This window comes from Acinetobacter towneri, from assembly GCF_017498585.1.
Lineage (GTDB): Bacteria > Pseudomonadota > Gammaproteobacteria > Pseudomonadales > Moraxellaceae > Acinetobacter > Acinetobacter towneri.
The window spans coordinates 765,424-787,898 of record NZ_CP071766.1; the positions used below are offsets into that span (position 1 = coordinate 765,424).

The following is a 22,475-nucleotide window of genomic DNA, read 5'->3' on the forward strand; positions in this document are numbered from 1 at the left end:
AGATTTGATTGAATACAAACGCTTTTTAAACAATTTATAGCTTATGGTACAATTTTTGACCATGTTCCTGATAAGCGGTTTTCATGGCTTTGAGACCTGATTCGACCTCTGCATCTACTTGCTCCGTTTTGTTCGCAGCATTTTGATTTTGTGCATAATCTCTCACGTTTTGCGTGATTTTCATCGAACAGAACTTTGGTCCGCACATTGAACAGAAGTGTGCAGATTTATGCGCTTCTTTTGGCATGGTTTCATCATGCATGCTGCGTGCGGTATCTGGGTCAAGGCTCAGGTTAAACTGATCTTCCCAGCGGAATTCAAAACGTGCTTTAGATAAGGCATTGTCACGTGCTTGCGCGCCCGGATGTCCTTTGGCAAGGTCAGCCGCATGTGCTGCAATTTTATAGGTGATGATGCCGTCTTTGACGTCTTTTTTGTTCGGTAAGCCTAAGTGCTCTTTAGGTGTCACATAGCACAACATTGCAGTACCGTACCAACCAATCATCGCTGCACCAATTGCAGAAGTAATATGGTCATAACCTGGTGCAATATCCGTGGTTAATGGGCCGAGTGTATAGAATGGTGCTTCTTTACAGACTTCAAGTTGCAAGTCCATATTTTCTTTGACCATGTGCATTGGTACGTGCCCCGGGCCTTCAATCATCACTTGCACATCATGTTCCCAAGCGCGGTGAGTCAATTCACCCAAAGTTCGCAGTTCGCTGAATTGTGCTTCATCGTTGGCATCTTGAATACAACCCGGACGTAAACCATCACCTAAGCTGAACGATACATCGTAAGCTTTCATGATTTCGCAGATTTCATCAAAGTGTGTGTAAAGGAAGTTTTCTTCATGATGCGCCAAACACCATTGCGCCATGATTGAACCGCCACGCGATACAATACCTGTTAAGCGATTGGCCGTGAGTGGTACATAACGCAATAACACGCCTGCGTGAATGGTGAAGTAATCCACACCTTGTTCAGCCTGTTCAATCAGCGTGTCTTTAAAGATTTCCCAAGTGAGGTCTTCGGCAATGCCGTTTACTTTTTCTAGTGCCTGATAAATAGGTACAGTACCAATTGGCACAGGCGAGTTGCGGATAATCCATTCACGGGTTTCATGGATGTTTTTACCTGTCGATAAATCCATGATGGTATCTGCGCCCCAACGGGTCGCCCAAGTCATTTTCGCGACTTCTTCATCAATACTTGAACCCAGTGCCGAGTTACCAATATTGGCATTGATTTTGACCAAGAAGTTGCGACCAATAATCATTGGCTCACATTCTGGGTGGTTAATGTTGGCAGGAATAATTGCACGGCCTTCAGCCACTTCCTGACGTACAAATTCAGGCGTGATTTCAGTTAAGTTTTTAGCCCCAAAGTTTTGCCCTGGATGCTGACGCATATCGACACCTTCGCGTTGGCGTTGGTTTTCACGAATGGCGATATATTCCATTTCAGGGGTAATGATGCCTTGTTTGGCATAGTGCATTTGGGTGACGTTTTTACCCGCTTTGGCACGACGCGGCTTTTGAATATGGGCAAAACGAATCTCTGCAGTACGAATATCGCGTAAACGCTCTTGACCAAAGGCTGAGCTGAGGGTTTCTAGTTTTTCGGTGTCTTGGCGCTCTTCAATCCAGCTGTCGCGGATGTTCGGCAAGCCTTTGTTCAGATTAATTTCAACATTTGGATCGGTATATACACCTGAAGTGTCATACACCATGAGCGGTGGATTGTGCTCACCGCCTAAACCTGTTGGAGTGTCGGTCAGTTCAATTTCACGCATTGGCACCTGAATGTCTGGGCGTGAGCCTTGAATATAGACTTTTTTCGATGCAGGCAAAATGCGGGTTAAATCTTTGGCATCTTGCTCGTGTTGAGCAGAAATGTCAGCAGGGGATAGATTCGTTAATTGGTTCATTGCAATGATCCTGAAGAATGAAATCAACGAATCAAGCACGACCAAAAACATTGCAATTGAGTTGTTGAAACTTTAATAGTTCAACATTAACCGTGTGGCGGGGTTTTTAGGTGGCTTGATTCCTACGCAGGTTTTAACCTGATCAGGTTCAACGGTACTTGGGTTTAAATCTGTGTTGCAGACCTTTGGGCAAACAACAAAGAATGGACACAATCTCAGCGAGGAATTACTCGCGCTCCGTCAAGCTGTATAAATAGTAGCACGTTGTTGGTATAAAAGCAGGCTTCGCGCGGCTTTTATTCTTTGATGCCTAATGACAAGTATTTGAGCTTTAAGCGACTTTGGATAATTAGCGAGTAATACAAACGGCATCACTAAAACAATCGCGTTTTGCATGGATGGAGATGTTCTTTAAATTTAAATATTGATGCAACTGTGCATGTACTAAAGCATCATCGCCATATTCACGCTGTTCACGTGCAGTGGGCTGTGCTGCAATTTCAGTGAGTCGTTGTTCACTGCTCATGTGTAAAAAGGCAAGGAATTTACGCGCTTGCTGTGCTAAGGGAGATTTTTGCAACTTTGCCAGTTTTTTAATTTCAAATAATACGGCAGGTTGGATACTGTATTCATCGACATAATCCTGAGAAACAGGACTGTTGACTGTGCCTTTAAACAGCAGCAAGGCATACACTTCGGCTAGATAACGTGCATCCCGTATAAAGTGACTTTTAGGATAACGCTGCACGTAATCTTCCCAAAATAAGGCGCGTTCAGTCAAATCGGCAGCATCAAGGGTGAGTCCACCATCACGCAGGCTGTGCTGCATATTGTCATTGGCCATTCTTTCAATAAAAATCTGCTCGGCATCGGGCATGTAAGGCGCAAAAATAATGGCTAAGTATTGCGGGCTTCGACGATAAACCAACTGTGCTTCACCTGCATCGTATAGCTCTAAATAGGCTTGTCCCTTATGTTTCAATAAATATTGATCACGCAAGGCAAAGTTTTCAAAATGACTTTGCTGAATGGTCGGATGCTGTGCCATATCAAAAGCGTGTTGGTCAAAGGCAGCTTGTTCTGCAGCGCTGCGTTCTACATGCAAAAAGCGTTGATACATTTGGGTCGAAAGATTGAGCAAATTTAATTGTTCATTCAAAGGCAGCAAGGGTAGGCAGACTTTTAAATCCTGATTAATTTGTTCTAGCGCAAACGTGGTGCGGGTATTGTCAATTTGCTGCATATTGTGCTGAATATTTTCACATATTTGGGTCAAATCCACAGGCTCGCTGGCACTGGCCTGTACCTTTGGTGGTTCAGCTACGGGAGGTGTATCTGAATTTTGGCAGGCGAGCAAATACAGACAACTGCCAAGCAGTAGGGCAAGTTTACTGGCGCGAAGAAATTTAACCATTACAGCAATTCAACATGAGTATTCATTCATCATCTAGTGCCTTCATTTAGGCACTATGGATTCCAAAAATTCAAAATGAGTCATTCATACCAAAATTCTAAATTTAAAATATCCGCTGTGAGGCACACGGTTTTAGAAGCTTGGGTCGAAGGACGAGGGGAGAGCTTGCATTGTAAAGTCAAAGCCACGGAGTAAATTGTAGTATTCTGCTAGAGTTTGGTTACATGCCTGTGAGTAAGTACCACTTTATGCAGCGATTGTTAGCACGTGTATGGCTTTGCTTAATTATTGCAATGAATTGAAATAATATGAAAAATTATCAAAATTAATGAAAGTCATACGAAAAAAATGCAAATTCGCTTTAGTATGGGCGGTGTAAAAATACATTGCAGTAGGATTGACGAAATTACAGAGTGGGTTGATCGAAAAATAATGAAAAAAATGATGTTAGTAACATGCTTATGTTGGATGAGTTCAAGCGCTTTTGCTTTGGATTTAATGCAAGCCTATCAGCGTGCTCAAAATAGCGATCCGACTTGGCGCGCACAGCAATTACAATATCAGGCCGATCAATTAAATTTAGGGCTTGCGCAAGGCAATTTACTGCCAACTGTGACTCTGTCGGGCAATATCACCCGTAAAAGTCAGGAAATGAGTCGAGTCAATATTGCCAGTTCCTCGCCAGAGCTTTTAAGCAGTTCATCTTCAACTTCACGTCAAGTCGCGTTAACAGCACGTCAGCCTTTATTTCGTTGGGATGCTTGGCAAGCCCTGAAACAAGTCAAAACCTCGTTAAGCCTGAGTGAAGTCACCTTACGTTTACAACAACAGCAACATATTTTGAATGTATCAGAAGCGTATTTTAATGTGCTGAGACAGCAGTCTTTAACAACAGCATATTTACAAGAAGAAAAAGCTTTGTTGGAACAGCTCAATATGATGAATGCCAAACTGCGTGAAGGTTTGGTGGCTAAAAGTGAAGTCAGTGAAGCCAATGCGCAATATCAAAATGCACGAGCGAACAGGATTGGAACACATGTGCAGTTGGTTTTGGCACAAGAGCAGTTGGCACAATTGATTGGGCCATATCAAGAAAGTTTGGCAGTTTTGCGAGATGACTTTCAATTTCAAAAACCTGTGCCTGAAAGTTTAGAGGCATGGTCGCAATTGGCACAAACTCAAAATTTGGCTATTCAACAGGCACGTTTGCAGCGACAATATGCCGAAGATGCACGTCGGGTTGAACAAGCAGCACGTTATCCGCAGGTAGAAGCTGTGGGCAGTTATGGTTATGCCAAACAAAGCCCTGAAAGTATCATGTCGCCCGATGGTCAGTTCGACCAGGTCGGGATTGAAATGAACTGGAATGTGTTTAGCGGTGGGCGGGTCAATAAAAATGTGCAAAAAGCAGTGGTTTTGGTACAAAAATCTGAAGCCGAGCTAGATGCAGCAATCCGTAAAGCCAATACCGATGTGAAACAGGCATATTTACAAGTCGAAACTGATCAAGCCAAATTGCAGGCGCGACAGGCTGCAATGAATTCAGCAGATTTAGTGGCACGAGCATCCAAAGCGCAATATCAGGAAGGTTTAAAAACCATGGTGGATGTACTGTTGGCACAGCGTAACGCCTTTTCTGCCAAGCAGGATTATCTCAATGCACAGTATGACTATTTGAAGCATGTGTTACAGTTGAAAGCAGCCGTTGGGCAATTGACTGAACAAGATGTGCAGGAAATGAATGCTTGGTTGATTCGGAAAGCCATATAGGGTCTGTTGACATTTCATAAATGGCTTGCGCTGTAGGCTAAAACTGAGCAGATCAGGCATGAAACGCAGGGAATAGCGAGACTATTGCCAAGTTTCATAACGCAATCTGAGAAAGTTTTAGCCACATGAGCAAGAACAAAGCGTTGCTTTGTTTGCTGCGCAAGGGGGCGAGCATATTTTTGCTACTATTGCTTTATGAGTCAGTCATTTAGAATGACTAAATTTCCTGTCCCATGCCTTATATCAGCTAAAAAATATGCGTTGCCGCAAACATAGACGAAATGTCAACAGACCCAAGTCATTTTGTCATCTGAATGGCTTATGCTGTTTAAAGGCAGAAACGATCAGACTTGAGAGTTTGGTGAGAAAATGTCATAAAAACGTCATCATTGCTGTGCTTTAATATTCAATCATTGCGTCAGTCTATCCTTTTGTTGTGGAGTGTATTCCTTGAGTACGAATAATCCTGTGTTAAGTCACCATATTTCTTCTCAGTTCAATGAAGATTTGCAGGATGTAAATACCAAATTTATGGCCATGGGTGGTTTGGTAGAGCAGCAGGTTGCCAACTCGATTCACGCACTCTTGGATACCGATGCAGCCTTGGCGGTAGAAGTTCAGTTCCAAGACAATGTTGTCAATCGCATGGAAACCGAAATTGATGAAGCCTTAACGTTGATTTTGGCGCGTCGTCATCCAGCCGCAATTGATTTGCGTATGGTGATTGCCATGTCTAAAGCCAATACTGACTTAGAGCGTATTGGTGATGAAGCTGCAAAAATTGCCCGTATTGCCCAAAACTTATGTGAAGAAGGTGGTTCGCCACGCGGCTATATGGAAACACGTCATATTGGTAACCAAGTGCGTGTCATGATTCACGATGCACTGGATGCTTTTGCACGTTTAGATGTCGATCAAGCACTGCGTGTTTTACTTGCCGATGCCGATATTGACCGTGAATATCAATCTGCAACACGTACTCTAATGACGTATATGATTGAAGATCCGCGTCATATTTCACGTGTGATTAATGTGATGTGGGTGTTACGTTCGTTAGAGCGTATTGGTGACCACGCACGAAATATTTCAGAACAAGTGATTTATATGGTCAAAGGTTTTGACGTACGTCATACCAGTGTCAAAGAAATTGAAGAAAAAGTACAGGAACGCTAAGTTCAGCTTTTTTGAATATTCAGCCATCATCTAATGATGGGGCTTTTTTTATGGCTTGAAACAGCCGAAATTTTGGATAAAAAAAATCTCAGACTTTGGGGGAAATCTGAGATTGAAATCGGGGATATTTATTATAGTGAGAGATAATTGCTTATCTCCTTGAAAATAAGTATAGGAAAATCACACTCAAGAATCATGTGGTTTATTGTAGTGGAATGTAGCGTTTTATATACAAATGTATTTTTAAATTACATTATTTTTAGTGTGATTATTTTTAAAACTATTCTTTTTGAAATCAATAATTAATCTATTGTTAAGTGTTTTGTTGTGACTATAAAATATACGCTTCAATCGAGAAATAAAAATAGGAAATTAGCTTAATTTTTTGAATCTATTTTCATTTATTTAAAACATTGTTGCGGCAACTCATAATCACAAATGGCATAAAAAAAGAGCCTTCATAAAGACTCTTTTAATTGTAAAATAAACAAGGTTTGAATTTTCCAAAATGAAAAAACAGTACTTGGATTAGTTTTGAGGTTTTAAGCCTTCTGCGACTTCCAAACTGGCATCATTGTTGAGAAACTTCTCACGTTGTTCTTCCAAAAACTTTTTCGCTTCAGGTTCAAACACATTTAAACGCTTTTCATTAATGAGCGTAGTTTGGTGTTTGAGCCATTCCTGCCAAGCCTGTTTAGATACCGTTTCAAGTAATTCTTGACCTTTGGCACCCGGAAAAGGAGCGAAATCCATCGCTTCCATGTCGGTTTGATATTTACGACAAAATACTTGTTTAGACATCTCTCACTTCCTGATTATGCATAAAGTTGAGCAAGACGTGTTTGAGCACGTTCAATTGCCGCTGCAACTTGTGCAGGCGCTGTACCGCCAATATGATCACGTGCATTTACAGAGGCTTCAAGGGTCAGTGCTTTTTCAAATACATCAGCTTGAATTAAATCTGAGAATTGCTGTAATTGTTCTAGGCTAAGTTCAGACAAGTCTTTGCCTTCTTGTACGCCCAATGCTACGGCTTTACCTACAATTTCATGTGCATCGCGGAATGCCACGCCATTTTTTACTAAGTAATCTGCAAGGTCGGTTGCGGTAGAGAAACCACGCAATGCTGCTTCACGCATTTCTGCAATATTTGGTACTAAGGCAGGAATCATGTCGGCAAATGCCATGAGTGAGCCACGTACGGTATCAATTGCATCAAATAAAGGTTCTTTGTCTTCTTGGTTGTCTTTGTTGTAAGCCAAAGGCTGACCTTTCATTAGGGTTAATAGGCTCATTAAATCGCCATAGACACGACCAGTTTTACCACGCACCAATTCAGGTACGTCTGGGTTTTTCTTCTGCGGCATAATGGATGAGCCTGTGCAGAAACGGTCTGGAATATTCACAAACTTAAATTGTGCCGATGTCCATAAAATCAGCTCTTCAGACATGCGTGACAAGTGCATCATAATTAACGATGCAGCAGCGTTAAACTCAATTCCGAAATCACGGTCTGATACAGCATCTAGCGAGTTTTCAGATACGGCTTCAAAGCCCAATAATTCTGCGGTAAAAGCGCGGTCAATTGGGTAAGTGGTACCTGCCAAAGCGGCAGAACCTAAAGGCATACGATTAACACGTTTGCGGCAGTCAATTAAACGCTCAGAGTCACGTACCAACATTTCAAACCACGCCATAAGGTGATGACCAAAAGTCACAGGCTGTGCGGTTTGTAAATGAGTAAAACCAGGCATAATGGTGTGCGTGTTTTTGGCTGCCAAGCTTAAAATGCCGTGTTGTAATTTTTTTAATAATTCTAAAATGGCATCAATTTCGTCACGGACATACAAACGAATATCGGTTGCCACCTGGTCGTTACGGCTACGACCTGTATGTAATTTTTTACCTGTAATGCCAATACGCTGAGTAAGGCGTGATTCGATGTTCATGTGAACATCTTCAAGGTCAATACGCCATTCAAATTGACCTGCTTCAATTTCAGCCTGAATGGTATTTAAACCTTGGATAATATCGTCACGCTCTTCAGTCGTAAGTACGCCTACTTTGGCAAGCATCGTTGCATGTGCAATTGAGCCAGCAATATCTTGTTTATAAAAGCGTTGGTCAAATTGAACAGATGCTGTAAATTCAGCAACAAAAGCATCAGTCGCTTCAGAGAAACGACCGCCCCACATACCCGAAGTTTGGGCTTGTGACGGATTTGAGGAATTAGAAGATGTGGTCATATCGGCTCAATAAAGTAAAAAGCGGTGATTTGGACAAGAGTATAACAAATTCAGATTCACTTGCCGAAGAACAAGCCAATCAAACTTATGCTGATACGCAGGCAGAACAACATGAGCTGTATTTTTTTACGAAAATAGGACGTTGGCAATATCTAATTGAATTATTTATTGGCAGTAATGCCTTGGCAATGGTTTTGGCACTGGCTGAAGCACAAGGTTGGCACGGCTTAAGTTTTGCTCGGGTGCTGCAATACGTACTCTATATCAATTGGGTGGTGTTGTGTTTTGCGGCCTTGGTGGAGTTTTTTCAGGCGCGTTTTTTACGCATGGGCTTGAGTTTATCTTTTTTGGTCAGTTTTTTGCTGCTGCAAGGCATCGTGTTGCTGACCACGCTCAGTTTAAATACCTTGTTGCATTTTGGGCAAAACTTTCATCTACAGCAGTTTGGTATAGATGATCTGTTACAAGGTGTCGGACTGCATTTGAGTTATGGCGTGCTATTGGGTGCGTTTTGCTTTCGTTATATCTATGTCCGAGAACAAGCTATTCAGCAGCGGCATAGCGAATTGCAAGCGCGGGTGCATGCTATGCAGGCCCGTATTCATCCACACTTTTTGTTTAACAGCTTAAATAATGTGATCAGTCTAATTGCAATTGATCCCGATAAAGCCGAGCAGATGCTGCTGAATTTATCACGTTTATTCCGTGCCAGTTTGCAGGAATTAAAACTGGTGAGCCTGAAAGATGAGATTGAACTTTGCCAGCGATATTTAGAGATTGAACAAATTCGTTTGGGTGATCGGTTGGCGGTAGAATGGAAAATTGAACAACCGCAACTGCTCAGTCAGGTACAAATTCCGTTATTAACTTTACAACCCTTGCTAGAAAATAGTATTTTTCATGGAGTTGAAAAAGTTTTAGCAAAGAGTACGATAAGTATATTGATCGAAATATTGCAAAACCAAGTCAATATTGTCATTACAAATCCGTATGTCAGCGATAAAATAAATTTAAGATCTGGACATGGGATTGCACTGCAAAACGTGGAACAGCGCTTAAAAGCGTATTATGGGCGCAGTGTTACTTTCAAAAATTATGCGGGGAATGGTATGTACACCACGGTGCTGCAATACCGTTATAAATAAAATAAGCTGTGATTGCTCTGATTTTTCTAGACTTGATAAAAATAAAGTTATTGACTTAAAAAGGAGGAAAAATGGACATCCTAATTTGTGATGATGAGCCTCTAGCTAGAGAGCGATTATCACGTTTGGTCACTCAACTGGGGCATCATGTGGTGGCAACGGCAGCTCATGGGCAACAGGCGATTGAACTGGCGGATGAACATCAGCCGGATGTCATATTATTAGATATTCAAATGCCGGGAATGGATGGTCTAAGTTGTGCTCAACATTTGCGTGAGCTTGACCCTATGCCAGCCATTGTGTTTTGTACCGCTTATGATGAACACGCACTTGATGCGTTTAAATCCAATGCGGAAGGCTATTTGTTAAAACCGATAATGCAACAGGAATTGCAACAGGTTTTAGATCATTTAACAAAACTCACGCAAGCGCAGATGAGTCATTTAAAACAAAAAGAAAATATGGACGAATTAAAAATAAAACGTCACCAAATCGCGGCGAAAACCTATCGCGGTGTAGAATTGGTGCCAATAGAAAATATCTACTATTTTTTAGCTGATCAGAAATATGTCACTGTGCGTCATAAAAATGGCAGTGTCCTGATTGATGAAACGCTGAAAGATTTAGAAACCGAGTTTGGTGATCAGTTTATTCGGATTCACCGAAATGCCTTGGTCTCGATTCAGTTTTTGGAGGGGCTAGAAGTGGTCAATTCAGGACAGTATCAGGTACGTTGCCGTGAGCTAGATGAGCGTTTGGCTGTTAGCCGACGACATTTGCCTTTATTGCGAGAACGCATCCAAAAACTCTAATTTGTCAGCATCATCGCAGATGAATACGCAACAGATTGATAAATCGGTAAAGAAATAGACTTGCATTTTTAGGGGATCAGGTTAAGTTTAGATGAACTTATTTATCTTGCTTAGCCACTATGATGAAAACCCTGAAAATTGCAACTCGACAAAGCCCGCTTGCGTTATGGCAGGCTGAACACATTCGTGCCCGCTTAGAGGCGATGCATGCCGATTTAACTGTTGAGTTGGTGACCTTTGTCACGCAGGGCGATAAAATTTTAGATACCCCATTGGCAAAAATTGGGGGGAAGGGCTTATTTGTCAAAGAATTAGAAGCTGCCTTAATGGATGGGCGTGCCGATTTAGCCGTACATTCTATGAAAGATGTACCCATGGCATTGCCTGAAGGTCTGAGCTTGGCGGTCATTTGTGAGCGTGAAGACCCACTCGATGCCTTTGTGTCGAATCACTATGCCAGTTTTGCAGATTTACCACAGGGCGCTAAAGTTGGAACCTCAAGCTTGCGCCGTAAATGCCAAATTTTAAAAGCACGTCCAGATTTAGAGATTATTGATTTACGTGGCAATGTGGGTACGCGCTTGTCTAAGCTAGATGATGGTCAGTATGACGCGATTATTTTAGCCAGTGCAGGATTAAAGCGTTTGGGCTTGGCAGAGCGTATTCGTCATACCATTCAGCCTGATGTGAGCTTACCTGCCGTTGGGCAAGGGGCTTTGGGTCTGGAATGTCGTAGCCAAGATCAGGCGGTGTTGGATTTAATTTTGCCGTTAATGCATGCCGAAACCAATGTCTGTGTACGTGCCGAACGTGCTTTTAATGCCTACTTGGAAGGCGGTTGTCAGGTGCCAATTGCAGGCTACGCAACTTTGCAGAATGGTCAGTTGCAGATTGAAGGTCGTGTTGGTAGTGTCGATGGGCAAACCATTCTTAAAGCTGTGCAATTTGGCGCACCTGAACAGGCTGAAATGCTAGGTGAAGAATTGGCAAAAGCTTTATTGGCACAGGGTGCGGGCGAATTACTCAAAGCCCTGTATCAATAATTCATATTGCACCAGAAGCCCATGCTCTTCATTAATACCCGACCTCAAGATCGTGCAGAGGCCTTAACTCAGGCTTTGCAACAACAGCATATTGAGGTCATTGATTTGCCCTTGTTGCAGCTTTCTGCACAGCCGTGGTCGGAGCAACTGGCTAATTTATATGCCCAGTTGCCTCACACGCATATTATTGTGGTGGTTAGTCCGACTGCTGTCGATATTGGGATGCAATATTTAGCCCGAAGCCAAATATCATTGCAGGATTTGCAGCATATACGTTGGGTGGCTGTGGGTGAGAAAACAGCAGAAGTTTTACGTGGATATGGTCTTTACAGCGAAGTCCCGCAGGTTGAAACTTCCGAAGGGATGCTGAGTTTGCCGTGTTTGCAAAATTTGAAAGTCGGCACACACATTGCCTTTTGGCGTGGCGAGGGCGGACGGCAATTTATGATGCAAACACTGCTTGATCAGGGGATGCAGATCCATAATTTTGTATTGTATCGGCGGGAGTGTCCTGCCAGTTCTATTGAAAAAATGCAGGCAGTACGCGCACGTTTAATACAATCTTCAGAATTTATCATGATGATCAGCAGTGAAGCCAGTTGGTTAAACTGGCTAAGCTTAATTCAGCGGGATTTCGATCTACTGAACAAAGGTCATTATTGGGTATTGGGTGATCGTTTAGAGAAAATTTTGCTCGATTATCAAACGCAGCATCATACAAAATATAACGTATTCAAGTTGACCCATTTAAAAACAGAATTAATATTGCAGCAAATGATGCGCATGCAAGGAAAACTATGAAAAAACTGGTTGTGATAGTGGTGTTGATCGCTTTGGTCTGGATCGTCAAATTAAGTTTTGATGTGATGCAAATTTCAGCGCAACAACAGCAACTCAGTCAAAGTTTGCATCTTGCAGAAAAAACCAATGCCAATTTAAATGATCAGTTGGTGGCTTTGCAGCGCCGTAATTACACCCAAGATGCACCAGAACAGCCCGCAGTATCTAGCGCTGTGCAGCAAGAAGATGCGATTCAACCAGTAGATATGGTGGCGCAGCAATTGGATTTGGTGGAATTTTCCTTACAGCAACAACAGTTTCACTATGCGACTGAAAAGCTAGCTCATTTAGACCGTGAGTTAAACGAATATGCTTTAGCTCCTGCTTTGAAACAAAGTTTGCACCAAGTTGTTCAGCAAGATCAGAAACAAATTCAACAATTTATAACAACACGTGATGCGCAATATCAACAAGTAAGTCAGTTATTGCAGCAATTAGATCAACAATTAAAACAGCAAGCTCAACAACCTGAGCTGAACCCTGCCGATGTCGATGATCGTTATTTTTGGCAAAAATGGCTGAGTATTGAATCTGCCAAGCAACCTGCGACACAGTTGATGCAGCGCCAGATTATTTTAAAAGAAGCACAATTGCGTCTATTGCTGGCTCGACAAATCTTTATACAAGGTCAATATGTGCAATATCAACAAGAAGTGAATGACATTATTCAGTTATTACAACAATTGCCTGATCAGAAAGCACAACAATTGGTTCAGCAATTAGAAAAAATTAAAAATTTAAATATCGTTCCAACGCCAAGTTTAAAAACACGTGCTTTATTGGGGGAGGTATAAATGAAACAGATTTTACTCGCCTATGTGGTGGTCAGTATTGTACTGGTCGCTTTGCTGAGCGTACTGAGTTATGGGCATGGTTCAGGCTATGTTTATGTGTATTGGCGCGAATGGCAATTGCAAACCAATATTTGGTTGTTGTTGTTCTTTTTCTTGTCGATTAGTGTTTCGCTACAAATTTTATGGTTGTTGTTAAAGCGCTATTTTAGCCGTGAACAGCGTAAGGTTGAAACAGTATTTAACTTTAAAAATCTGCATCCATATGAGCAATTGGCGGTCATTTGGTTGCTAGATGCTGCAGAAGATCAACACCAGTTTATTCGACAGGTGTTTGCCCAGTCAGGTTTGCTCAAAGGAGTGATGGAAGCACGTATGCACTCCATCCAACAGCAATATCCGCAAGCGTTGGCTGCCTTAAATCAAAGCAGTGCCATGGCGTTTGAGTTGGCAGAAATACAGCGTATTGAAATTTATTTAGCGCAGCAACAACCTGAACAAGCTTTGACGCATTTAGAGTTTTTGAATCAGCACGAATTATCGCCGTGGTTATTTAAAGTCAAAACGGCTTATCAAAAACGTTTAATTGCCTTGTGGGGCGAATTTGCCACGCAATATCCTTGGCATTATTTACGTTCGACCAAATACGGGCATTTAGATGCAGACACCAAGCAAAAGTGGCTGACTGAGTTATTAACCCAATTTGAGCAGGCTGATGCAGAAAATTTACAGGCTTTGCAGCAGCGTTATAGTGATTTAAGTGAGCAGATTTTCAGTCAGTCTTATGCCATTCAGGTGTTGTGGTTGAAGTTATTGTCGCGTCTGCCTGATTTGGCCGCACAACATGAACGTCTTGCGGTACAGATGTTGAGTGAACAGTTTAATCAGGAAGTGTTTTATTTATGGTTTCAACAACAGTTGTTAAAACAACAACCTGATTATGCAAAAATTGAACAGCAAATAAATCTGTGGGAACAGAAATACCCTGCATTACCTGTATTTAGTTTTGCCAAATGGCATATTTTTACAGCAACAGCGCGTTATTCAGAAGCCGAGCAATTACTGGATTTATATCCTGAACACGTATTAATGAGTTATTTAAGAGTTAAATCTAATTTAAAAGATCAGCCTGAATTATTAAAACAGTTAAATTTAATCTTTGAAAATAATTCTAATTTTGTCGAAATTAAAATTTAAGGGTGAGTTGTGTTAACACTAGCAGATTATCCAATTGTTTTTGAGCAGCGTGTTGCATGGGGAGATATGGATGCTTTTGGGCATGTCAATAATGTGATCTATTACCGTTATATTGAAAGTGCGCGTTTATATTATTTAGACCATTTAAAAATTTTACAGCAAGATGTTTTGACTGTGATTGCCTCAAATCAGTGCAAATATATACGTCCTGTGGTTTATCCTGATATTTTAAAAATTGGCGTTCGGGTAGAAGAATTGCGTAATAGTGCCATGCGTATGCATTATTTAATCCACAGTGAAGCACAGCAAATGGTGGTGGCAGAGGCAGATGCGGTGATTGTATGTGTAGATCGCGTCAATATGCAAAAAACCTTAATCCCTGAAAATGTACGCGCGGGTATTCATAAAATAGAAAAAACCGTACCGCATATTCTTGATTAAATCTTAATAATCAGTTCATAATATGTCCGACTGTTATTTATATGTAGAGTAGTAGATTTTTTATTGACGCTTCGGTTTGATAAAAATAGAATGAATCTGCTTAATTTAATAACTGAATATAAAAAGCATAGTTTTTGGAGTAAGTATGATGCCTGATATTAGCAATTTGTCTGTAGAACAGTTAAAGCGTTTACAAGCTGAAGCGGAAGCATTAATTGCCACGAAAAAAGATCAAGCGATTGAAGATGCCTATAATCAAATTTTAGCGATTGCAGACAATTTGGGTTTAAGCATTGAGCAGATTTTGGAAGTTGGCGAAAGCAAGCGTAAGAAAAGCCCACGTAAAACTGTAGCGCCACGTTATCGTAGCAAAATCAATTCTACAGATACTTGGACTGGTCGTGGTAAAAAACCACGCTGGTTAGTCGCTGAATTAGAAAAAGGCGCAAAACTTGAAGATTTTCTAATCTAAGCTTCATCAATTTGTCATTGATTTGACTTAGAGTTCAAAAACCAAGCAATACGGCTTGGTTTTTTTATCTGTATCAATTGGCGACGCCGAAAAAGTGTGCATAATGTGTGAGTGTTATAAAAAGTCATTCATAGAAAAATTAGTAAGGTTGGTCGTGGTGGCATGATAAAGAAACCCAAATACATCACGTGGTGGATTTTCGCCCTCATTGCATTTTTGTTTTTTGTGTTATTACAAATTCCAGCAGCGTGGTTAATTTCAAAATTTTATAAAAATAATCAGACCTTACATAATGTAAGTGGCAATATCTGGAAGGGGCAAGCCGATTGGCATAAGGGACAGTTACGTGGTTCTTTAAGTTGGAATACACGTCCTTTAGATTTAGTTTTATTGCGTGTCGCTGCCGATGTTGAAGTGCATAGTGGCAATACTAAACTCGAAGGTATTGTTGGCTATCGTTTTGGTAGCGTCTTGGTGCAATCTTTAGATGGACAGGTTGCGCCAGAAACCTTAAAAAGTATCGTGGACTGGCAGTGGCCAAGTAATGCAATTCAACTCAAAGATATCCATTTGAATTTTAAAAAACAACAAGGCTTCACCAAAGCCAAAGGACAACTGCAGTGGGCGGGTGGTGAATTGCTGTATCGTTTTGCTCAGCGCCAAGACCGTATGAATATCCCCGCGTTAAAAGGCAGCTTGTCCGATGAAAATGGCAAACTGTTATTTGATATTCGCGATCAACGTGAACAAAAGATGTTGAACATTGCGCTTGATCAAAGCTTGATGCTAGATGTGCAACTCACGCAACGCTTATTGATGAATATCGCCTCTTATGAAGGCAAAGCGGGCTTAGATACTTATGTGATCAGCACTCGCCAACCTCTATTAAAAGGAGGTTTCTAATGCGTACACTCTCTGAACGATTAGGGAATTTGCACTGGAAGCAGTTTGATCGTGCTGCGCCAGTATTTTTAGCTTTTTTGATTTTGTATCTGTGTTGGAAACTGGCGAGTTTATTTTGGTGGGTTGTTGCGCCGCCCCAAGTCATGCAAATTGATCGGGTGGAGTTGGGTTCACAGCAACCACAAATCCCGAATATTACCTCCTTTGCATTGTTTCAAGAACTTGGGCGCAGCAACACTGCCGATGATCAATTAAATATGACTTTGCAAGGTGTAGTGGTTGGGCAGCCGAGTCAGTTTTCTTCTGCGGTCATTAAAGTGAATGAGGTGGCAGAGCGTTACCGTGTGGGTGATGTGATTGATTTGAGTCAGTACCAATTGGCAGAAGTCTACTGGGATCGGGTGATTTTACGTCATAGCAGTGGCGCGACGCGTGAAGTATTGTTTAAAGGTATTGAAAATGGTTTAAATCAACCTATCGCACCTTTAATTCCAAGTGGTAATCAAGCTCCTGTAACTGCACCTACGCAGTCCGCACAACCGAATAATGCCATTGGACAGGCAGTGCAGCGCATACAGGAAGATCGCGAACAATACTTAAAAGAGATGGGTGTTGAAGCAAATACGGGCAATGGTTATGAAGTGACTACACGTACGCCAGCCGCTTTAAGAAATAAACTGGGTTTACAGCCAGGTGACCGTATTTTGTCTTTAAATGGGCAAAACGTCGGGCAAGGACAAAGCGATGCACAATTGCTTGAACAGGCACGTCGTGAAGGTCAAGTGAAATTAGAAATAAAACGTGGTGATCAAGTGATGACCATACAACAAAATTTTTAAATGGATCGGCATCGTAACTACATGCAGAGGCATATTTAGGGTTAGGAAACACAGTAGATTATGGCTTTATTGAATCATGAGCGTCCATTTTGGGCATTACTGGCTGCTGCACCGCTTGTTGCAATGGTGAGTACTGCAAGTCATGCGCAAACCTGGAAAATTAATTTACGTGATGCGGACTTAACTGCATTTATTAATGAAGTGGCCGATATTACGGGCAAGAACTTTGCAGTCGATCCGCGTGTGCGTGGCAATGTCACGGTGATTTCTAACAAAGCTCTGAATAAAAATGAAGTCTATGACCTATTTCTAGGGGTGTTGAATGTGAATGGTGTGGTGGCTATCCCATCAGGAAATACCATTCGCCTTGTACCTGACAGCAATGTTAAAAGCTCAGGTATTCCTTATGACAGTCGTCAAAATGCGCGTGGTGATCAAATTGTAACGCGAGTGATATGGCTGGAAAATACCAATGCCAATGACCTGATTCCTGCTTTACGTCCGCTCATGCCACAATTTGCACACTTATCAGCGGTAGGGGGCACCAATGCCTTAATCGTGTCAGATCGTGCCAGTAATATTTACCAGTTAGAAAGCATTATCCGTAACCTAGATGGTACGGGGCAAAATGATATTGAGGCGATTAGCCTGCAATCCAGCCAGGCTGAAGAAGTCATTGGCTTGCTCGAGTCGATGAGTTCGACAGGGGCAGCGAAAGATGTTAAAGGTTCGCGTGTGCGTATTGTGGCGGACAACCGTACCAATCGTATTATCATCAAAGGCGATACCGCAACACGTAAACGCATTCGTCAAATGATTGAAATGATGGATGTGCCTGCGGCAGATCGTTTGGGTGGTTTGAAGGTTTTTCGCTTGAAATATGCCAGTGCACAGAATTTAGCAGAAATATTGCAAGGTCTGGTTTCAGGACAGGCGGTGAGCAGCAGCTCTAATGCAAATAGCAACAGTAACAACAACAGTGCTAGTAATTTAAGCAGCACCAATAACAACACAGGTAATTCATCGACTATTTCCACCCCAAGTATTAATTTGGGTGGCAGCTCGAATAGCAACAATCAAAACAACATCACCAGTTTTAATGGTAATGGTGTCAGTATTATTGCCGATGGCTCGCAAAATGCTTTGGTGGTCAAAGCCGATCCGCAGTTGATGCGTGAAATTGAATCGGCCATTCAGCAACTAGATACCCGTCGTCAACAAGTGTTGATTGAAGCTGCGATTATAGAAGTGGAAGGTACCGATGCCGACCAATTGGGTGTGCAGTGGGCATTGGGCGATTTAAGCAGCGGTATCGGTCTAATTAATTTTGACAATATTGGTGCAAGTTTAAAAAATGTTGCTGCAGGCTATTTAACTGGTGGTGCAGCAGGCGCAGGCAGTGCGATTGGTGCAGGTACGTCATTGGTGTTGGGTGATTATCGTGAAGGTCGTGATGGTTCACGCAAGCTATATGGTGCGATGATTCAGGCCTTGAAGGAAAAAACTAAATCCAATTTATTGTCTACGCCATCTATTGTGACCATGGACAATGAAGAAGCTTATATTGTGGTTGGTGAAAACGTTCCTTTTGTAACAGGTTCATTATCTACCAATGGTGGTGTGGCAAATCCGTATACCACTATTGAACGTAAAGATGTCGGGGTTACTTTAAAAGTCGTGCCACATATTGGTGAAGGCGGAACACTACGCTTGGAAGTTGAACAAGAAGTGTCAGATGTCAAAGCCAATAAAGGTCAGGCGCAGGATTTAGTCACCAGCAAACGCGCAATTAAAACTTCTATTTTGGCCGAGCACGGACAAACCATTGTCTTAGGTGGCTTAATTTCTGATAACTCGGTTTATAGTCGTCAGGCTGTGCCAGGCTTGGGCGCTATTCCTGGGTTAGGACGTTTATTCCGTTCCGATGGTCAATCTAATCAAAAACGTAATTTATTGATTTTTATTCACCCAACCATTGTGGGAGATAGTCAGGATATTCGCCGTATTTCGCAGCAGCGTTATAGCCAATTGTATAGCCTTCAGTTGGCAATGGATGCCGATGGTAGCTTTGCTAAACTGCCTGAGAATGTTAGCGATGTTTATCAGCAGCGTTTGCCTGTATCTCGAGTTGCGCCGCAAACAGGAACTTATCAAACCTTACCATCAGCAGTGTCTGCAAACCGCACAGCAACGGTGGTGAGCACCCCTGTTGCGATTGAGCCTGCGGTACAGCGCCAAAACGTAGTTTTGCCGCAGCAGGAAGTCAGCAAAACTAAAAATACAGTCACTACGACCACAATTCGCGCTACACCTTAATCGTATCCTGCGCAGATTGTGGTTAAGGGCATGTTATGATGTCGCCAAATCACACGAGAGAAGTTATTTATGACTTGGAAAATACAAGCAATTAGCGGTGAATTTACTGGCCAAGAAATTAGTATCGACCGTGATATGTTGGTGGGGCGTCATCAAAGTGCAGATTTGGTGCTGCAATCGGCAGAAATTTCACGTAAACATGCGGCTTTTTTACTTAAAGAACAAGCGCTGTATGTGCAAGATTTAAATTCTTCCAACGGCACTTTTGTAAATGATTTACGCATTGCCGATGAAACCTTACTTAAAGAAGGTGATATCGTCCAATTTGCTAGCTTAAAGTTTTCGGTACTTGCGCCTGCGGTTGAGTTAGAGCATGCGGTTGATGTTGCTGAAACTGCAGAAAAAGTCACAGCACAAACAGAAAAAACACCTGCACAGCAAATGAACGAGCAGGGAATGCCTGAATTGAATCAACGTGACAGTTCTGTGCAATTAAACCGTGATGGTATGCCGCAAGGCGTGGCAGTACCAAAACCAGCACCTATTCCAGAAGGCGTGGATATTCATGCAGTTCCAGCAGAGCCAACACCTGTGTCTGTCGAGCAGCCTGTTTCTCGTGTGGAACAAGAGAAAGAACAGCAAAAAAATGCTTCTGTTGGCTTGATTTCACTGATTGTCTTGGTGATTTTGGCAGTTTTGGCTTGGCTATTGTTTAAATAAGCAGCCTTTGCTTTACAATCAAGGCATGCGATCGCATGCCTTTGTTCATTTAGGGGGAAGAATGTCTATTGCTCAGCTTGATACACGTCAAGTCATTTTATTTGATTTAGATGGCACTTTGGTCGATTCTGCGACAGATTTATACCGCGCCATGAACATGAGTTTAAATGCACTGCAACTGCCTTTGGTGACACTGGAACAAGTGCGAACTTGGGTGGGGAAGGGAACTGCGGTATTTTGCAATAGTGTCTTATCGCACTTAATGGGCGAAGTTCATCCTGAACAGCAACAACAGCTACTGAACACCTTCTTAGAAATTTATAATGCCGATCCGTGTATCGACACACAACCATTCCTGGGCATTATTGAATTTTTGGACTGGGCAAAAGCACAACAAAAAACCTTAGTTTGTGTGACCAATAAACCTGAACTACCTGCTCGTGCCATTGTTGAAGCATTAGAGATGCAACACTATTTTGCTGATGTGATTGGTGGAGATCGCTTTGAGGAGCGTAAACCACACCCGCGTCAATTGCTGCATTGTGTTGAACATTATCAAGTGGAGAAGTCTCAAGTCTTGATGATTGGTGATTCTTCTAATGATGTTGAAGCCGCGCGTCGAGCGGGGATTGATTGTATTGTGGTCAGCTACGGTTATAATCATGGTGAGCCGATTGCCAATTGTCAGCCGCAACAAATTGTGGATAATTTAACTGAATTGTTAAATATTTAAGATTCAAAAATCAAATAATTTTACGCTAATTGCTATAAAGGATATCAATATGAGTCAGGCTGTAATGCCCATATTTCGATGGCGACGCTAGTCAATCTACAACCGTCCTTCACTTCGTCTTATCGAAAACATTGCTACATCGAAATATAGAGAGCTTCACATGACCACTCTGACTCAATTTGAACAACTTAAAGCAGCAGGCTACAACCTCATTCCTGTATATCGCCAGCGTTTGGCCGATACCGAAACTCCATTGTCGGTATTTGCACGTTTGAAGCAGCATCAACAAGCCTATTTGTTTGAGTCTGTAGAAGGTGGTGAAAACTGGGCACGTTATTCAATTATTGGTTTGGGTGAATCTACAGTTTTCTCCTGTAATGCGGGTGAACTCACCATCCAACATGCTGACGGTTCAATCGAAAAACAAACTTGTGCACAGCCGTTTCAGTATATCCGCGATTTTCAAGCGCAATTTAAAGTGCCTACGCAAGCTGACTTGCCTGAATTGCCAAGCTTTACAGGTGGTTTGGTGGGTTATTTTGGTTACGATGCAGTGCGTTATATCGAACCGCGTTTAAAAAACGTGCCTGCAGCAGATCCAGTCGGTTTGCCTGATATTTGGATGATGTTGTCTAAAACAGTCATCGTGTTTGATAACTTAAAAGATACCTTGTTCTTAATTGTGCATGCCGATGCAGCGCAGGCAGATGCTTATGACAAGGCACAACAACAACTCGATGCACTAGAAGAAATTTTAGCAACCCCGATTAGTCTAAAAGCAGAAAAACATACGCCACCACATTTTGAATCGCTTACAGGCAAAGAAAAATTCTTGGCGACCATTGATACCGTCAAAGAATACATTCGTGCAGGCGATGTTATGCAAGTGGTGCCTGGACATCGCATGGTGTCAGATTTTGATGGTGAGCCGTTACAGGTTTATCGTGCTTTGCGCCATCTCAACCCATCGCCGTACTTATTCTTGGTACAAGGCAAAACTTTGGGCGATGATCAGCCGTTTCATATTGTCGGCTCATCACCTGAAATTTTATCGCGTTTGGAAAATGGTATTGCCACTGTGCGTCCTTTAGCAGGTACACGCCCGCGCGGTAAAACCAAAGAAGAAGATTTGGCACTTGAGCAAGATTTGTTGTCGGATGAAAAAGAAATTGCCGAACACTTAATGCTGATTGACTTGGGGCGTAATGATGTCGGGCGTATCGCCAAAATTGGTAAAGTACAAGTGACTGATCAAATGGTGATCGAGCGTTATTCGCATGTCATGCATATTGTGTCCAATGTGCAAGGTGAAGTGCGTGACGATGTCGATGCTTTGGATGTTTTTCAGGCAACTTTCCCTGCAGGGACACTTTCGGGTGCACCAAAAATTCGTGCCATGGAAATTATTGATGAAGTTGAGCCTGTAAAACGTGGTGTTTTTGGTGGTGCTGTTGGTTATTTAGGCTGGCATGGCGAAATGGACATGTCGATTGCGATTCGTACCTGTGTTATTCGTCAAAATAAGGTCTATGTGCAGGCAGGCGCAGGTCTAGTTGCGGACTCAAATCCTGAATCTGAATGGAATGAAACCCAAATAAAAGCTCGCGCAGTGATCAAAGCGGTTGAATTATCATCAAATGGATTGATTTTATGAGTTTTTAGCGTTTTTTTTGAAAAAAACACTTGCACG

The 22,475-nt window shown here is 42.1% G+C and carries 20 protein-coding genes and 1 riboswitch; of the genes, 16 read left to right on the forward strand and 4 right to left on the reverse strand.

All coding sequences use genetic code 11. The features are described from left to right. Window positions 1-34 precede the first annotated feature (34 nt). Complete coding sequence (gene thiC, locus J4G44_RS03625; protein ID WP_179988993.1) at window positions 35-1,930, reverse strand: phosphomethylpyrimidine synthase ThiC; 1,896 nt, start codon at window positions 1,928-1,930, stop codon at window positions 35-37. 102 nt (window positions 1,931-2,032) lie between these two features. Beyond that, window positions 2,033-2,180: riboswitch (TPP riboswitch) on the reverse strand. A 99-nt stretch (window positions 2,181-2,279) separates the two neighbouring features. Then, entirely contained in the window at window positions 2,280-3,344 is a 1,065-nt protein-coding gene (locus tag J4G44_RS03630; RefSeq protein WP_154321140.1) for a hypothetical protein, read from the reverse strand. 432 nt (window positions 3,345-3,776) lie between these two features. On the opposite strand from J4G44_RS03630, the gene abuO reads away from it, so the two are divergent. Continuing rightward, complete coding sequence (gene abuO, locus J4G44_RS03635; RefSeq protein WP_104852922.1) at window positions 3,777-5,114, forward strand: multidrug efflux outer membrane protein AbuO; 1,338 nt, start codon at window positions 3,777-3,779, stop codon at window positions 5,112-5,114. Between the two features lie 450 nt (window positions 5,115-5,564). Further along, on the forward strand, window positions 5,565-6,287 hold the full coding sequence (gene phoU / locus J4G44_RS03640; RefSeq protein WP_004975736.1) for a phosphate signaling complex protein PhoU: 723 nt from the start codon (window positions 5,565-5,567) through the stop codon (window positions 6,285-6,287). A 528-nt stretch (window positions 6,288-6,815) separates the two neighbouring features. Here phoU and J4G44_RS03645 read toward each other — a convergent pair. Then, a complete protein-coding gene (locus J4G44_RS03645; RefSeq protein ID WP_004975738.1) occupies window positions 6,816-7,088 on the reverse strand; it encodes an oxidative damage protection protein in 273 nt (90 codons plus the stop codon). 14 nt (window positions 7,089-7,102) lie between these two features. Next, window positions 7,103-8,533, reverse strand: coding sequence for an argininosuccinate lyase (gene argH / locus J4G44_RS03650; protein WP_171458207.1), 1,431 nt, complete (start codon window positions 8,531-8,533; stop codon window positions 7,103-7,105). Between argH and J4G44_RS03655 the strand changes: the two genes are divergently transcribed. The 14 genes from J4G44_RS03655 (at window position 8,524) to trpE (ending at window position 22,439) form a co-directional block, all read left to right on the forward strand. Further along, window positions 8,524-9,678, forward strand: a complete 1,155-nt coding sequence (locus J4G44_RS03655; protein ID WP_167845708.1) for a sensor histidine kinase — start codon at window positions 8,524-8,526, stop codon at window positions 9,676-9,678. The genes argH and J4G44_RS03655 overlap by 10 nt on opposite strands. Before the next feature lie 71 nt (window positions 9,679-9,749). After that, entirely contained in the window at window positions 9,750-10,490 is a 741-nt protein-coding gene (locus J4G44_RS03660; RefSeq protein ID WP_104852924.1) for a LytR/AlgR family response regulator transcription factor, read from the forward strand. A 122-nt stretch (window positions 10,491-10,612) separates the two neighbouring features. Then, on the forward strand, window positions 10,613-11,533 hold the full coding sequence (gene hemC / locus J4G44_RS03665) for a hydroxymethylbilane synthase (protein WP_096901970.1): 921 nt from the start codon (window positions 10,613-10,615) through the stop codon (window positions 11,531-11,533). A 21-nt stretch (window positions 11,534-11,554) separates the two neighbouring features. Continuing rightward, on the forward strand, window positions 11,555-12,334 hold the full coding sequence (locus J4G44_RS03670; protein WP_004975746.1) for a uroporphyrinogen-III synthase: 780 nt from the start codon (window positions 11,555-11,557) through the stop codon (window positions 12,332-12,334). Next, on the forward strand, window positions 12,331-13,167 hold the full coding sequence (locus J4G44_RS03675; RefSeq protein ID WP_207973862.1) for a hypothetical protein: 837 nt from the start codon (window positions 12,331-12,333) through the stop codon (window positions 13,165-13,167). Before J4G44_RS03670 ends, J4G44_RS03675 begins: the two co-directional genes overlap by 4 nt. After that, window positions 13,168-14,361, forward strand: a complete 1,194-nt coding sequence (locus J4G44_RS03680; RefSeq protein WP_207973863.1) for a heme biosynthesis protein HemY — start codon at window positions 13,168-13,170, stop codon at window positions 14,359-14,361. Between the two features lie 9 nt (window positions 14,362-14,370). Beyond that, entirely contained in the window at window positions 14,371-14,802 is a 432-nt protein-coding gene (locus tag J4G44_RS03685) for an acyl-CoA thioesterase (RefSeq protein ID WP_004975749.1), read from the forward strand. 145 nt (window positions 14,803-14,947) lie between these two features. Next, window positions 14,948-15,274, forward strand: coding sequence for an H-NS histone family protein (locus J4G44_RS03690; RefSeq protein ID WP_004975751.1), 327 nt, complete (start codon window positions 14,948-14,950; stop codon window positions 15,272-15,274). Between the two features lie 162 nt (window positions 15,275-15,436). Beyond that, the gene (gspN, locus tag J4G44_RS03695; protein WP_096901906.1) at window positions 15,437-16,177 is read left to right on the forward strand and encodes a type II secretion system protein N; all 741 of its coding nucleotides are present in this window, start codon (window positions 15,437-15,439) and stop codon (window positions 16,175-16,177) included. After that, window positions 16,177-17,016, forward strand: coding sequence for a type II secretion system protein N (locus tag J4G44_RS03700; protein WP_004975757.1), 840 nt, complete (start codon window positions 16,177-16,179; stop codon window positions 17,014-17,016). Before gspN ends, J4G44_RS03700 begins: the two co-directional genes overlap by 1 nt. A gap of 60 nt (window positions 17,017-17,076) precedes the next feature. Further along, a complete protein-coding gene (gene gspD, locus J4G44_RS03705; RefSeq protein WP_179994905.1) occupies window positions 17,077-19,332 on the forward strand; it encodes a type II secretion system secretin GspD in 2,256 nt (751 codons plus the stop codon). A gap of 69 nt (window positions 19,333-19,401) precedes the next feature. Next, window positions 19,402-20,052, forward strand: coding sequence for an FHA domain-containing protein (locus tag J4G44_RS03710; protein WP_207973864.1), 651 nt, complete (start codon window positions 19,402-19,404; stop codon window positions 20,050-20,052). A 61-nt stretch (window positions 20,053-20,113) separates the two neighbouring features. Then, window positions 20,114-20,785, forward strand: a complete 672-nt coding sequence (locus J4G44_RS03715; RefSeq protein ID WP_207973865.1) for a phosphoglycolate phosphatase — start codon at window positions 20,114-20,116, stop codon at window positions 20,783-20,785. A gap of 160 nt (window positions 20,786-20,945) precedes the next feature. Further along, on the forward strand, window positions 20,946-22,439 hold the full coding sequence (gene trpE, locus J4G44_RS03720) for an anthranilate synthase component I (protein ID WP_104852931.1): 1,494 nt from the start codon (window positions 20,946-20,948) through the stop codon (window positions 22,437-22,439). The last annotated feature ends 36 nt before the right edge of the window (window positions 22,440-22,475 follow it).